Raw genomic sequence first — 13,054 nt, 5'->3', positions numbered from 1 at the left:
AATAATGGAAAAAGAAGCGTTTATGGACCGTCTTCTCGCGTTTATGAAGGAAGAGGCGTACAAGCCCCTTACCGTTCAGGAACTTGAGGAGATGCTGAACATCACGGAAGCAGATGAATTTAAAGAGCTGGTAAAAGCGCTGGTGGCGCTCGAGGAGACGGGACAGATCGTCCGCACCAGAAGCAACCGCTACGGGCTTCCGGAAAAAATGAATTTAGTAAAAGGAAAAATTTCCGCGCATGCAAAGGGATTCGCGTTTCTATTGCCGGAGGATACCTCTTTAAGCGACGTGTTTATTCCGCCGAATGAGCTGAATACGGCCATGAACGGCGATATCGTCATGGTGCGGCTCAATTCCCAGTCAAGCGGATCGAGACAGGAAGGCACGGTCATCCGCATCTTGGAAAGAAGCATCGACCGCGTCGTGGGCACATACACAGAAACGAAAAGCTTCGGTTTTGTCATCCCGGATGATAAGAAAATCACGAGTGATATTTTTATTCCGAAACATGCCAATAACGGCGCTGCAGAAGGCCATAAAGTCGTCGTCAAACTGACAAGCTACCCTGAAGGCAGAATGAACGCCGAAGGAGAAATCGTTGAAATACTCGGCCATAAAAATGATCCGGGCATCGATATTTTATCCATCATCCATAAGCACGGCCTGCCGGGAGATTTTCCGGCTGAAGTGATGGAGCAGGCAACAAGCACGCCCGATACCATCGATGAAAAAGACATTAAAGACCGCCGTGATCTCCGCGATCAGGTCATTGTCACCATTGACGGCGCCGATGCGAAGGATCTGGATGACGCCGTCACTGTAACAAAGCTTGATAACGGCAGCTACAAGCTCGGCGTCCATATTGCGGACGTCAGCCATTACGTCACGGAGAATTCCCCGATTGACAAAGAAGCGCTGGAAAGAGGGACAAGCGTGTACTTGGTTGACCGGGTCATTCCGATGATTCCGCACAGACTGTCTAACGGAATCTGTTCTTTAAATCCGAAGGTCGACCGCCTGACGCTTTCCTGCGAAATGACAATCAACCAGCAGGGACAGGTGACAGAACACGAGATCTTCCAAAGCGTCATTAAAACGACGGAAAGAATGACCTATTCAGATGTCAACCGGATCCTCACAGAAGACGACGCCGAGCTGAAAGAAAGATATGAGCCGCTCGTCCCGATGTTTAAAGACATGGAACGTCTGGCGGAAATTCTCCGGGCGAAACGGATGGACCGCGGCGCCGTGGATTTTGATTTCAAAGAGGCGAAAGTGCTCGTCGATGAGGAAGGCGCCGTTAAAGACGTCGTCATCAGAGAGCGCTCAGTAGCGGAAAAGCTGATTGAAGAATTCATGCTTGTCGCAAACGAAACGGTGGCCGAGCACTTCCATTGGATGAACGTGCCGTTTATTTACCGGATTCACGAAGAGCCGAACGCCGAAAAACTGCAAAAGTTCTTGGAGTTCGTCACGACATTCGGTTATATCGTTAAAGGAAAAGCCGGAGACATTCATCCGCGCGCGCTGCAAAGCATTCTTGATGAAGTGCGGGACCGTCCGGAAGAAACGGTGATTTCAACCGTCATGCTCCGTTCCATGAAGCAGGCGAAATACGACCCGCACAGCTTGGGCCATTTCGGGCTGGCGACTGAATTTTATACGCACTTCACATCGCCGATCCGCCGTTATCCTGACTTAATCGTTCACAGGCTGATCAGAACGTATTTGATCAACGGACAATCGGACGAAGCGACTCAGGAAAAGTGGGCCGAACGCCTTCCGGAAATCGCTGACCATACGTCAACGATGGAACGGCGCGCCGTTGATGCAGAGCGGGAAACGGACGATCTGAAAAAAGCGGAATATATGCTTGATAAAATCGGCGAGGAATTTGACGGCATGATCAGTTCCGTCACGAATTTCGGAATGTTTGTCGAGCTGCCGAATACGATTGAAGGGCTTGTGCACGTCAGCTTTATGACGGATGATTATTACCGTTTTGACGAGCAGCATTTCGCCATGATCGGCGAACGCACGGGCAACGTTTACCGGATCGGAGACGAAATCACGGTCAAAGTCGTCGACGTCAATAAAGATGAGAGAAACATCGACTTTGAAATTGTCGGCATGAAAGGCACCCGCCGTCCGAGAGAAACGACAGGCGACCGCAGAAAACGCGGCAGACCGGCGCGGAAACGTGTGTTAAACAGCAATACCCCGGCTTCACCGCCGAAATCGGAGGAAAAAGGGGAATGGTTTACAAAACCGAAGAAGAAAAAGAAAAAACGCGGTTTCCAAAACGCGCCGAAACAAAAACGCAAAAAGAAGAAGTAAATGAGAAAAGCAAATGGGGCAAAATGCTCTGTTTGCTTTCTTTCGCAAGCCGCATTTTCATTGTCGCGGAACGCTCCATTTGCTAAAATAAAGCGTATCGCACACATGAACGGTTTTTGCGGAGAGAGGAGGATAAGGCATGCCAAAAGGATCAGGCAAAGTATTATCACAAAACAAAAAAGCAAACCATGATTACTTTATAGAAGAAACCTATGAAACAGGCATCGTGCTGCAGGGAACAGAGATTAAGTCCATCCGCGCCGGCCGCGTAAACATGAAGGATTCCTTTGCGAAAATCGAGCGCGGCGAAGTGTTCCTCCACAACATGCACATCAGCCCGTACGAGCAGGGAAACCGCTATAACCACGACCCGCTCCGGACGAGAAAGCTTTTGATGCACCGGAAAGAAATCAATAAGCTGATCGGCCTGACAAAAGAGAAAGGCTATTCCCTCGTGCCGCTGAAGCTGTATTTGAAAAACGGCTTTGCCAAAGTGTTAATCGGCCTCGGAAAAGGGAAGAAAACATACGATAAACGCGAAGATTTAAAACGAAAAGACGCCAAAAGAGAAATCGAAAGAGCGTTCAGAGACAGACAAAAAGGCTTCTGATGCCTGAGCCTTGATGTGATAACTGCCGTATGCTATACTGTTCACACATCAGATTCACAGGCTGTTTTATTGAAGACATTCCCAATTGAATTTGTCTGTGATCATGATATAATAACAGTACAGCCAGTTAAGCAAGAGCTTGATAGATCTCCCGTATACCCTTAACAAGGGGACGTTACGGATTCGACAGGGATGGATCGAGCTTGAGCTGCGAGCCGAGAGGCGATCTCGTTAACACGCACCTAAATATAACTGGCAAAACTAAAAGTTTTAACCAAAACTTAGCACTAGCTGCCTAATAAACGCAGCGAGCTCTTCCTGACATTGCCTATGTGTCCGTGAAGAGCACATCCAAGTAGGCTACGCTTGCGTTCCCGTCTGAGAACGTAAGAAGAGACTGACAGACTAGCTCTCGGAAGGCCCGCCCGCAGGCACGAAGACGAGTGAAACACGAAATATGCAGGCTACGCTCGTAGACGCTTAAGTAATCGATGTTTCTGGACGTGGGTTCGACTCCCACCGTCTCCATACATAACAGAGGAACCGCAGTGCCGTCACATGACGCACTGCGGTTTTTTCATGCCGAAAAAAAGGAGTGAATGTAAATGGAAATCGCCCCATAGACGGAAAAGATGTTACCAGCACAGAAGCTTTACACCGAATCTTAAAAGATCAATTAGATTTCCCGGACTATTATGGTGAAAATCTGAATGCCTTATGGATTGTCTGATTTTGAGATCAGTCAGAAGGAATTGGGTTCGGATGCTGATGATGTCTTGGAGTTGTTTCAAGAGGCTCAGGCAGAATTAGATGGTGAATTTTTCATTCAAATCGATCAGCCGGGACAACGGACAGGCACTAAAAAGTGCGTACTTCCCCTCATCTATTTTTCTATCCGATAATAGGGACGGAAGGTTTCAGGCTTTCGATTTCTGTCCATATATAAGAAGAGACTTGCGATAGGGAGGAATGGATGATGGATTTGCAGTTGAAAGGAAAGACGGCGCTTGTGACGGGATCTACGTCAGGCATCGGGAAGGCGATTGCGGCTTCGCTGATTGCAGAAGGTGCGGCTGTGATCATTAACGGACGCCGTGAAGAAAAGGTGAACGAAACGATCCGGGAACTAGAGAAACAGACGCCGGATGCCCGTCTCTATCCGGCCGCATTTGATTTAGGCACGGCGGAAGGATGCGGCGCGATTTTTCAGCAGTACCCTGATGTGGATATTCTCGTCAACAATTTAGGAATCTTTGAACCTGCGGAATACTTTGATATTCCTGACGAAGAGTGGCTCCGGTTTTTCGAGGTGAATATCATGAGCGGCGTGAGGCTGACACGCCGGTATGCAAAGCGGATGATTGAACGGAAGGAAGGGCGGGTGATTTTTATCGCGAGTGAAGCGGCCGTCATGCCTTCTCAGGAAATGGCCCATTACAGCGCTACGAAAACAACGCAGCTGTCGCTGTCACGCAGTCTGGCCGAGCTCACGGAAGGGACGAATGTGACGGTGAATACGGTCATGCCCGGCTCCACGAAAACAGAGGGCGTCGAAACAATGCTCGAGTCGCTTTATCCCGGTGAAAACCTGACCGCGGCGGAGGCGGAGAGACGATTTATGAAGGAAAATCGTCCGACGTCGATCATTCAGCGATTGATCCGTCCGGAAGAAATCGCCCACTTTGTCGCCTTTTTAAGCAGCCCGCTGTCGTCTGCCATTAACGGATCTGCATTGCGGATCGACGGCGGCTTGGTGCGGAGCATTATATAAGATGAATATACAAAAACCCCCGCAAAGTGGCGGGGGTTTTTGTAATGCGGATCACGCTGAAAACCGGCCGATGATCCTGCTGATTAAATCTTTTGTGGCGCAGTCAAAATGCTCTTCTTTTTGGTTTGTCAACAGCCCGACCGGCGGTGAAATTGTTAAGTTATGGATCGGAATGACCTTCGTGCCCTCGATCGGCTCTGAGTGCGCCGTCGCCGTAAAGATTGAGACGCCGATATTTTCCCTGACATAGTATTGGTGAGCCATGCTGCTGGTCAGCTCCATTTTTCGATAGCGGCTGCCGATGGACCGCTGCAGGTGCTGTTCAATTTGAATCCGGATCGGGCAATTGGCGGGCGTAAAAATCAGGCATTCATTTTCTAAGTCTTCGAGATTGATGCTTGCTTTGGCGGCAAGGGGATGTCTGTCGGACACGATGACATTGAGCGAGTCATGGAAAAACGGATCGAAATAATTCTCCAGAATCAGCTCCGGCTCGCCGCATACGGCAAAATCAATGGCGCCCTCCAGCAGTTTGCGGCTGCATGTATTGGCATCATCCACGCTGACATTGACCGACATGTCAGGATAATCATCTAAAAACCCCCGCAGTACGGCAGGGAAGATCAGGCTTGCCGTCGGTTCGGATATGCCGATGTGAATAAGGCCGGCCTGCCCCTGTCTGATGTCGGCCAGAGTATGGTCAAGCACCTCGTATTGCGCGAGAAGCTGCCCGGCCCGCTCATGAAACAGCCGCCCCGCCCTTGTCAGCTTCAGCTTCTTTCCCCGTTCAAACAGCTGCGCGCCTACATCCTGTTCCAGCTGTTTAATCCGCATTGAAATCGTCGGCTGTGAGTAGTTCAGAATTTCGGCGGCTTTATAAAAGCTGCCTGACTGTACGATCGTATGGAACGTCTTAATGGTGCGTAATTCCAACGAAATCCCCTCCCGGCTGTTCATTAATTTTCTTGAACCTTTCCTTTACTTTTTTTGATTAGTCAAATAAATCAGTTTGCTTTATAGTATAAACAATCAAAGCTTAGTAAACAAATTGGAATTATATATTTTTGCGGGGAGAGTGACCGGAATGAGTGAAGACATATTTCGATTGGCTGAGAAAAAGGATGCGCCGGAGTTTTTAGAGCTGCTGTACAGCGCGTTTCAGCCGATCCGCAATTTGGAGATTGACTGGCCGTCGGCGCGGGCCGACATCGATATGGTAACAGAAAATATTGAAAATCATTCAGCCGTCGTGCTTGAACGGGACGGACGGCTTCTTTCAACAATTACGATCCGTTTTCCGTGGGAGAGTGAAACGCCTCCGTCAAAATATCCGTTCGTCTGGTGGTTTGCGACGCTTCCTGAGCTGAAGGGGCAAGGCATCGGCAGCAAACTTTTGACTTATGTGGAGGAACACGTGCTGCGGGATACGCTGAAGGCCCCGGCCATCACGCTCGGCACTTCGGCGCGCAAGCATCCCTGGCTTGTAGATATGTACAGACGGAGGGGGTATGAAGTGTATTTTGAGCAGGAGAAAGACGGAGACATCGGAGTCATGATGAGAAAGGTGCTCATACCGGAGCGGTTTGACGCGTCGCTGTTAGGCACACCGAGCTGGGCGCAATGATAAAAAAACGGATCAGAGCCGGCTGTCTGCTTCTGCTGCTCGGCGTGCTGGCCGGGTGCGGGCAAGGAGAAAGCACAAAAGCGGGGAGCGGCGTGCAGACCGTCATTGTCGGCACGGGAACTGATTTTCCGAACATTGCTTTTATGGATGAAAAAGGCGAGCTGACCGGCTATGACATTGAAGTGATGAAAGCCATTGATAAACAGCTGCCGCAATACAAATTTGTCTTTAAGACGATGGATTTTTCGAATCTGCTTACAAGTCTCGGAAACCGGAAAATTGACGTGATCGCGCACAATATGGCGAAAAATAAGGAACGGGAGAAACGCTTTTTGTATCACAAAATCCCGTATAACTACTCGCCGATGTACATCACGGTGAAGGCGGATAATGACGCGATACACACGCTCCGGGATTTAAAAGGGAAAACCGTCATCGTCGGCGCGACGTCAAACGCGGCGGATTATATGACGGCATACAACAAAACCCACGGCAGCCCGATACATTTGAAATACGCCGGGCAGGGCAGCAGTGATACAGCAAACCAAATGGAGACAGGACGCGCTGACGCCACCGTATCCACGCCGTTTGCCGTCGATTTTCAAAATAAGACGCACGCGTTCAAACAAAAAACGGTCGGTGATGTGCTGCTGGATACCGAGGTGTATTTTATGTTCAATAAAAACAGCCAAACCCTGGCCGACGATACGGATCGGGCGATTCAAAAGCTTGAGAAGGACGGCACATTGAAAAGACTGAGTGAAAAATGGCTCGGCGCGGATTATTCAAAATCAAGTTTCACGAAATAATTGAAGCAGAAAACGGGGCGATCACATGAAAATAAGATTGGCGGTCATGTCATTAACAATTGCCGCAACGGCGGCGTTATCAGCCTGCGGCGCGGGCGGGGAGGCGGCATCAGGCAATCAGAAAAACGTGAAGAACATCACGGTCGGCACGGGAACTCAATTTCCGAATATTTGCTTTATTGATGATAAAGGCAAATTGACGGGCTACGACGTTGAGCTGGTGAAAGAGCTTGACAGGCGCCTGCCGGACTATCGTTTCACTTTTAAAACGATGGATTTCTCCAACCTGCTTGTCAGCCTCGGCCAGCATAAAGTCGATATCGTAGCCCATCAAATGGAGAAAAGCGCCGAACGGGAGAAAAAATTTCTGTTCAATCAAGTCGCGTATAACAACTTCCCGCTGAAAATCACGGTGCTTCAAGAAAACGGGAACATTCACGGCATTGATGACTTGAAAGGAAAGCGGGTCATTACGAGTCCGACGTCAAACGGCGCGCTTGTGCTGAAAAAATGGAATAAAAAACACGGCAGTCCGTTTGAAATTTCTTATGCCGGCCAAGGCTCCAACGATGCGGCCAATCAGCTGAAATCCGGCCGCGCCGATGCGACGATTTCTACGCCGTTTGCCGTCGATTTCCAAAACAAAACGAGCGCGATCAAAGAAAAAACGGTCGGCGGGGCGCTGTCAAATGCCAAAGTGTTCTTTATGTTTAACAAAAATGAACAAACGCTGAGCGATGACATTGATAAAGCCCTGCAGGAAATCATTGATGACGGCACGCTTAAAAAGCTGAGTGAAAAGTGGCTCGGTGCGGATTATTCAAAGGAGCAATATTAAGTGAAAAAGAGAGGGATCGGCAATGGAAAAAGCGTTTGATATCAGTATGATCGCGTCCTTTGTGCCGACATTGCTCGGGTATTTGCCCGTCACGCTGTATATATTGGCGGTGTCTCTGCTGTTCGGCTTTCTATTGGGGCTGCTTTTGGCGCTGCCCCGCATCTATCGCATTCCCGTTTTGAATCAGTTTGCGAAGCTGTATATCTCTTTTTTCAGAGGAACGCCCATCATGGTGCAGCTGTTCATTGTATTTTACGGTATTCCGGCGCTCACGGCGCTCGCCGGGATTGATACCTCCAAAATGGACCCTTTGTATGCGGCCATCGCCACGTATGCGCTGAGCAGCGCGGCAAGAGCGGCCGAAATCATCAGGGGAGGTGTGAACAGCGTCGACCGCGGGCAGGCGGAGGCGGCTTTCAGCATCGGGCTGAACGGGGGGCAGACATTCCGGCGCATCATTCTGCCGCAGGCGCTTGTGCAGGCCTTTCCCAACATCGGGAATATGGTGATCGGTTTCTTAAAAGATACATCACTCGCTTTTTCGATCGGGGTGATGGATATGTCGGGCAGAGGACAGACCTTGATTACATCGAGCAATCATTCTTTAGAAGTGTATATCTCGCTTTCTGTTCTGTATTATGCGGCCGCCCTTTTATTTGAATGTGTCTTCAGATGGGCCGAAAAACGAATCAAGAAAGATGAGACGCGCCTTGTGACGGTTTTTGACATGAGCGCGCACGGCTGAAAAGGAGGGAGAACAGTGGAGCTGGACATTCCATTTATCGGCACTGCGATCAAACAAATGATGAAAACCGTTCCGCTTACATTGGCGATGACGGTCATTCCGATTATTGCCGGATTTTTCATAGCTCTCGGCAATATCACGGTGCGTATATTCCGCATCAAATGGCTGCTGGCCTGCTCAGCGTTTTACGTGTCTTTTTTCCGCAGCACCCCGGCGATTCTCCATATTATGCTGATTTATTTAGGGGTTCCGCTGATTGCCGATCAATTCAGCCGCGCGTTTCATCTCGGCTGGTCGGCCAATCAGATTCCGGTCGCCGTGTTTGTCATCATGGCACTGTCATTAACGGCAGGCGCTTATATGACGGAAATTCTCCGATCCGGGATCATGGCCGTCGATACGGGGCAGGCGGAGGCGGCATATTCAATAGGCTTGACGCGGGGCCAGATGATTCGGCGCGTGGTTCTGCCGCAGGCGTTCATGATATCGCTGCCGAACTTCACCAACATAGGCATCGGCTTTTTGCATACCACTTCCATCGCGGCAATTGTTGCGGTGCCTGAAATTACAGGAACGGCGACGATTGCGGCATCCGATAACTATGCGTTTCTGGAAGCATTTATCGGGGCTGCCGTGATTTATTGGGGATTAACGCTGATTCTCGAAGCTGTAAACAGTCTGGCGGAAAAAAGGGCGGCCAGATATCAAGGAGGCGCATTATGATCGAAATCCGAAACATTCAGAAACATTTTGGCAGTCATCACGTGCTAAAGGGGATCAATTTAAGTGTCCGGAAAGGAGAAGTCGTGACCATCATCGGCCCGAGCGGTTCCGGGAAAACCACTTTTCTGCGCTGTCTTAATTTACTTGAGCGGCCGGATGAGGGCGCCATTTCGCTGCACGGTGAAGTCATTAACTGCAAAAAGCCTGCCAAAAAAGACATTCTCAGACTGAGGAAACAGACGGCGATGGTTTTTCAGCAATATCATTTGTTTTCGCATAAAACGGCGATTCAAAATGTTATGGAAGGCCTGACGGTCGCAAGGAAAATGAAAAAACCAGATGCGTACGCCATTGCCGAGCGGGAACTGGCCAAGGTGGGGCTTCAGGATAAATTGCACGCCTATCCGAATCAGCTGTCGGGAGGCCAAAAGCAGCGGGTCGGAATTGCCAGGGCGCTTGCCATTCATCCTGATGTGATGCTGTTTGATGAACCGACCGCAGCCCTTGATCCGGAGCTTGTCGGCGAGGTGCTCGAGGTGATGCTTAACATTGTGCGGACCGGCGCCACCATGATCATTGTCACACATGAAATGGAATTCGCCAGAAAAGTGTCCGACCGAATTGTGTTTATGGATGAAGGAGCAATCGTGGAACAAGGAACGCCTGAGGAAGTCTTTTACAAGACGAAAAAAGAAAGAACGAAGAAGTTCCTCCGCCGCGTGCTGCCTGATTACGGTTATGACATAAAAGAGCGCATAAAGGAGCCTGTCGTATGATTCGTTTAAGCATTTTAGACCAAAGTGTCACCGCGGAAAACCAAACCGCAGAAGAAGCCTTGCGGCAAACGGTGAGATTGGCTCAGGAGGCCGAACAATACGGATATGACCGTTTCTGGGCGGCGGAGCATCATAACAATGAAGAGATAGCGGGATCAGCGCCGGAAATTGTTCTGGGGTATCTTGCCGCAAGCACGAAAAAAATCCGTCTCGCGTCCGGCGGGGTGATGCTGCAGCATTACAGTCCTTATAAAGTGGCAGAGCAGTTCCGGGTTCTGTCCGCTCTTGCTCCCGGCCGTGTGGCGCTTGGTGTCGGCAAAGCGCCCGGCGGATTTCAGCTGTCAACCGATGCGCTGCAGCGGGAGCTTATCCAGCCCGCCCGTTTATTTGAAGAAAAGCTTGAGGAGCTGACTCATTTCATCCGAAATGATTTTCCGGACTCGCACCGCTACGCGTCATTGCGGCCGGCGCCGCATACTGAGTATGCGCCTGACCTCTTTTTGCTCGGCGGCAGCGCGGAAAGCGCGATATCCGCGGCCAAACTCGGCATTTCCTTCGTTTTCGCCTATTTCATAAACGGTGAAGAGGCTGCGTTAGAAAAAGCGCGCCACGCCTTTGACGAGCATCTGCCGAAAGGGTCTAAGGCGGAATTTCACCTTGCGCCGATGGTCTTTACCGCGCATACAAAAGCAGAAGCGGAAAAACACGTGGTATCGCGTGAGTCGGTCAAAATCATTCTCGAAGACGGCAAAAAGGTGAATGTCGGTTCCCGGGAACAAGCGGAAGCGTTTCTTGAACAAGTCACGCAGCCATACAAGCTGATTACACAAAAGACGGGTGTGATTGCCGGGACAAAAGAAGAGACTGCCGCCGAGCTGCGACGATTATCCGTTCCGTACAGCATTACTGATTTTGTGATTTTGTCGCCTATCAAAAACGCTGAGGAAAAACGATTGTCTTACCGGCTGTTAAGCGAAGCGGTGCAGCCGGCCCCACAATTATAGGAGGGATGAACATGAGTCATGAAGTAAACGTAGTGGTCTGGAGCAAACAGGGCTGCTCCTATTGCGATGAAGTGAAAGGATATTTGCGGGAAAATGCCGTTGCATACGAAACAATTGATGTGACAGAGCGGGACGAATTGAGTGACGTGCTGCAGACGAAGTACGGCATCCGTCATGTTCCCGTCGTTGAAATCGGCAGCGGTGACAGCCGTGTGTATCAGGCCGTTACTCAAGTCGGCATTGAACATGTAGAACGGGCGCTTGCTGATTACGAGGGGAAAAAGGGGGAGAGAAAATGAGCCGGACAGATCTTATTCAATTCGGAGCCATGATTCACGGTGTCGGCGGCACAACGGACGGCTGGCGTCATCCCGACGCCGATCCGACAGCAAGCACGAATGCGGCGTTTTACAGGCAAAAAGCGCAGACTGCTGAAAGAGGGCTGTTCAGCTTTGCTTTTATTGCGGACGGCTTGTTCATTTCTGAAAAGTCCATCCCGCATTTCTTAAATCGGTTTGAGCCGATCACTATCTTATCGGCGCTTGCCGCCTCTACAACCCATCTTGGTTTAATCGGCACATTTTCCACATCGTTCACTGAGCCGTTCACCATCGCAAGACAGCTGATGTCTCTTGACCATATCAGCGGCGGCCGGGCTGGCTGGAATCTCGTCACCTCTCCGCAGGCGGGAGCCGCGCGCAATCACAGCAAAGAAAGCCTTCCCGACCACAGCCGGCGCTACGCCATCGCCCAGGAACATGTGGACGTGGTGCGCGGTCTGTGGAATTCCTGGGAAGAAGATGCCTTCGTCCGCAACAAAGAAACCGGGCAATTTTTTGACCCTGACAAACTGCATCGCCTGTATCACAAAGGCGAGTATTTTCAAGTGGAGGGTCCGCTGAATATCGGCCGGTCCAAACAGGGAGAGCCGGTCGTTTTCCAAGCGGGGTCTTCAGAAACCGGCCGGTCGTTTGCCGCGAGGAATGCAGATGCAGTCTTTACGCACTCCAATTCACTTGAGGAAACGAAGGCTTTTTATGATGATGTGAAGAAGCGGGCGGCGGATTACGGCCGGGACGCTTCCAAGCTGCGGATTTTTCCGGGAATCAGTCCGATTATAGCCGGCTCACAAGAAGAAGCGGAAGCGAAATACCAAGAATTCGCCGAGCTGATTCCGATAGAGAACGCCGTTAAATATGTGGCCAGATTTTTTGACGATTATGATCTGAGCCGTTTTCCGCTGGATGAGCCGTTTCCTGATTTGGGCGACGTCGGGAAAAACGCGTTTCAAAGCACGACAGACCGTATCAAAAGAGAGGCGAAAGCCCGGAATCTTACGCTGCGTCAAGTGGCGCGCGAAGCCGCGTTTCCGCGAACCAACTTTATCGGGACACCGGAACGTGTGGCATCATTAATTGAAACATGGTTTCAGCGGGAAGCGGCGGACGGGTTTATCATTCACTCTGACATTCCGGGCATGCTTGAAGCCTTTGTGGATCAAATCATACCGATCCTCCAGGAAAAGGGGCTGTACCGAAAAAGCTATCCGGCCGATACACTGCGGGGGAATCTCGGGTTGGATATTCCGGTCTGTAAATCAAACCCGATTTTGAGCAGAAACTAAATGTTTCTGCTTTTTCTGCTGCTTGCCATTCCTGTCATTAAAGGGATCCCGCCAGCATTTTGGATAAGAAAAGAGCCGATTTACCCCGTTAACCGTTAAGAGTAAATCGGCTCTTTATTATTTAAAAGACGTAAGGAATGAAAACCTGCTGAATGCAATCCTTCAAACTTATATTCCCTAAGAAATTGTTAT

The 13,054-nt window shown here is 50.1% G+C and carries 13 protein-coding genes, 1 other RNA gene and 1 pseudogene; 14 read left to right on the top strand and 1 reads right to left on the bottom strand.

Annotated features, from left to right (window positions below; all coding sequences use genetic code 11):
- The first annotated feature begins 4 nt into the window (after positions 1-4).
- The 5 genes and pseudogenes from rnr (at position 5) to JNUCC21_RS17680 (ending at position 4,719) form a co-directional block, all read left to right on the top strand.
- Entirely contained in the window at positions 5-2,338 is a 2,334-nt protein-coding gene (gene rnr, locus JNUCC21_RS17700) for a ribonuclease R (protein ID WP_150941426.1), read from the top strand.
- Positions 2,339-2,477: 139 nt separating this feature from the next.
- Entirely contained in the window at positions 2,478-2,948 is a 471-nt protein-coding gene (gene smpB / locus JNUCC21_RS17695; RefSeq protein WP_003151688.1) for an SsrA-binding protein, read from the top strand.
- A 168-nt stretch (positions 2,949-3,116) separates the two neighbouring features.
- Positions 3,117-3,479: a transfer-messenger RNA gene (gene ssrA / locus JNUCC21_RS17690) on the top strand.
- A gap of 88 nt (positions 3,480-3,567) precedes the next feature.
- Positions 3,568-3,850, top strand: a pseudogene (locus tag JNUCC21_RS17685) (barstar family protein).
- A gap of 74 nt (positions 3,851-3,924) precedes the next feature.
- Positions 3,925-4,719 (top strand): SDR family NAD(P)-dependent oxidoreductase, encoded by a 795-nt coding sequence (locus JNUCC21_RS17680; RefSeq protein ID WP_015418226.1) that lies wholly within the window; start codon positions 3,925-3,927, stop codon positions 4,717-4,719.
- A gap of 51 nt (positions 4,720-4,770) precedes the next feature.
- On the opposite strand, the gene JNUCC21_RS17675 is transcribed toward JNUCC21_RS17680, so the two are convergent.
- Positions 4,771-5,652: a LysR family transcriptional regulator gene (locus JNUCC21_RS17675; protein WP_023357134.1), complete on the bottom strand. Its 882-nt coding sequence runs from the start codon at positions 5,650-5,652 to the stop codon at positions 4,771-4,773.
- A 151-nt stretch (positions 5,653-5,803) separates the two neighbouring features.
- On the opposite strand from JNUCC21_RS17675, the gene JNUCC21_RS17670 reads away from it, so the two are divergent.
- From JNUCC21_RS17670 to JNUCC21_RS17630, 9 genes are read left to right on the top strand one after another with little or no spacing between them, the layout of a single operon-like run.
- Positions 5,804-6,343 carry a GNAT family N-acetyltransferase gene (locus tag JNUCC21_RS17670; protein ID WP_012118461.1) on the top strand — a complete coding sequence of 180 codons (540 nt, stop codon included), beginning with the start codon at positions 5,804-5,806 and terminating at the stop codon, positions 6,341-6,343.
- Positions 6,340-7,152: an amino acid ABC transporter substrate-binding protein gene (locus JNUCC21_RS17665; protein WP_069007348.1), complete on the top strand. Its 813-nt coding sequence runs from the start codon at positions 6,340-6,342 to the stop codon at positions 7,150-7,152. The genes JNUCC21_RS17670 and JNUCC21_RS17665 overlap by 4 nt, the downstream gene beginning before the upstream one ends.
- Before the next feature lie 25 nt (positions 7,153-7,177).
- On the top strand, positions 7,178-7,990 hold the full coding sequence (locus tag JNUCC21_RS17660; protein WP_369878374.1) for a transporter substrate-binding domain-containing protein: 813 nt from the start codon (positions 7,178-7,180) through the stop codon (positions 7,988-7,990).
- Between the two features lie 22 nt (positions 7,991-8,012).
- A complete protein-coding gene (locus JNUCC21_RS17655) occupies positions 8,013-8,735 on the top strand; it encodes an amino acid ABC transporter permease (RefSeq protein WP_007409997.1) in 723 nt (240 codons plus the stop codon).
- 15 nt (positions 8,736-8,750) lie between these two features.
- Positions 8,751-9,458 (top strand): amino acid ABC transporter permease, encoded by a 708-nt coding sequence (locus JNUCC21_RS17650; RefSeq protein WP_020956345.1) that lies wholly within the window; start codon positions 8,751-8,753, stop codon positions 9,456-9,458.
- Positions 9,455-10,234 (top strand): amino acid ABC transporter ATP-binding protein, encoded by a 780-nt coding sequence (locus JNUCC21_RS17645; RefSeq protein ID WP_080130081.1) that lies wholly within the window; start codon positions 9,455-9,457, stop codon positions 10,232-10,234. Before JNUCC21_RS17650 ends, JNUCC21_RS17645 begins: the two co-directional genes overlap by 4 nt.
- Positions 10,231-11,238: an LLM class flavin-dependent oxidoreductase gene (locus JNUCC21_RS17640; RefSeq protein ID WP_085342324.1), complete on the top strand. Its 1,008-nt coding sequence runs from the start codon at positions 10,231-10,233 to the stop codon at positions 11,236-11,238. The genes JNUCC21_RS17645 and JNUCC21_RS17640 overlap by 4 nt, the downstream gene beginning before the upstream one ends.
- Positions 11,239-11,249: 11 nt before the next feature.
- On the top strand, positions 11,250-11,537 hold the full coding sequence (locus JNUCC21_RS17635; RefSeq protein WP_072589568.1) for a glutaredoxin family protein: 288 nt from the start codon (positions 11,250-11,252) through the stop codon (positions 11,535-11,537).
- Positions 11,534-12,862, top strand: a complete 1,329-nt coding sequence (locus JNUCC21_RS17630) for an LLM class flavin-dependent oxidoreductase (RefSeq protein WP_259424555.1) — start codon at positions 11,534-11,536, stop codon at positions 12,860-12,862. The genes JNUCC21_RS17635 and JNUCC21_RS17630 overlap by 4 nt, the downstream gene beginning before the upstream one ends.
- Positions 12,863-13,054 lie beyond the last annotated feature (192 nt).

The organism is Bacillus sp. JNUCC-21, from assembly GCF_041222765.1.
In the GTDB taxonomy this organism is placed as follows: domain Bacteria; phylum Bacillota; class Bacilli; order Bacillales; family Bacillaceae; genus Bacillus; species Bacillus velezensis.
This window is presented reverse-complemented; position numbering and strand designations above follow the sequence as displayed.

Excerpts from the sequence above, each read along its gene's own strand:
- rnr (WP_150941426.1), top strand. The coding sequence starts at position 5 with ATGGAAAAAGAAGCGTTTATGGACCGTCTTCTCGCGTTTATGAAGGAA.
- smpB (WP_003151688.1), top strand. The coding sequence starts at position 2,478 with ATGCCAAAAGGATCAGGCAAAGTATTATCACAAAACAAAAAAGCAAAC.
- JNUCC21_RS17680 (WP_015418226.1), top strand. The coding sequence starts at position 3,925 with ATGGATTTGCAGTTGAAAGGAAAGACGGCGCTTGTGACGGGATCTACG.
- JNUCC21_RS17670 (WP_012118461.1), top strand. The coding sequence starts at position 5,804 with ATGAGTGAAGACATATTTCGATTGGCTGAGAAAAAGGATGCGCCGGAG.
- JNUCC21_RS17665 (WP_069007348.1), top strand. The coding sequence starts at position 6,340 with ATGATAAAAAAACGGATCAGAGCCGGCTGTCTGCTTCTGCTGCTCGGC.
- JNUCC21_RS17660 (WP_369878374.1), top strand. The coding sequence starts at position 7,178 with ATGAAAATAAGATTGGCGGTCATGTCATTAACAATTGCCGCAACGGCG.
- JNUCC21_RS17655 (WP_007409997.1), top strand. The coding sequence starts at position 8,013 with ATGGAAAAAGCGTTTGATATCAGTATGATCGCGTCCTTTGTGCCGACA.
- JNUCC21_RS17645 (WP_080130081.1), top strand. The coding sequence starts at position 9,455 with ATGATCGAAATCCGAAACATTCAGAAACATTTTGGCAGTCATCACGTG.
- JNUCC21_RS17640 (WP_085342324.1), top strand. The coding sequence starts at position 10,231 with ATGATTCGTTTAAGCATTTTAGACCAAAGTGTCACCGCGGAAAACCAA.
- JNUCC21_RS17635 (WP_072589568.1), top strand. The coding sequence starts at position 11,250 with ATGAGTCATGAAGTAAACGTAGTGGTCTGGAGCAAACAGGGCTGCTCC.
- JNUCC21_RS17630 (WP_259424555.1), top strand. The coding sequence starts at position 11,534 with ATGAGCCGGACAGATCTTATTCAATTCGGAGCCATGATTCACGGTGTC.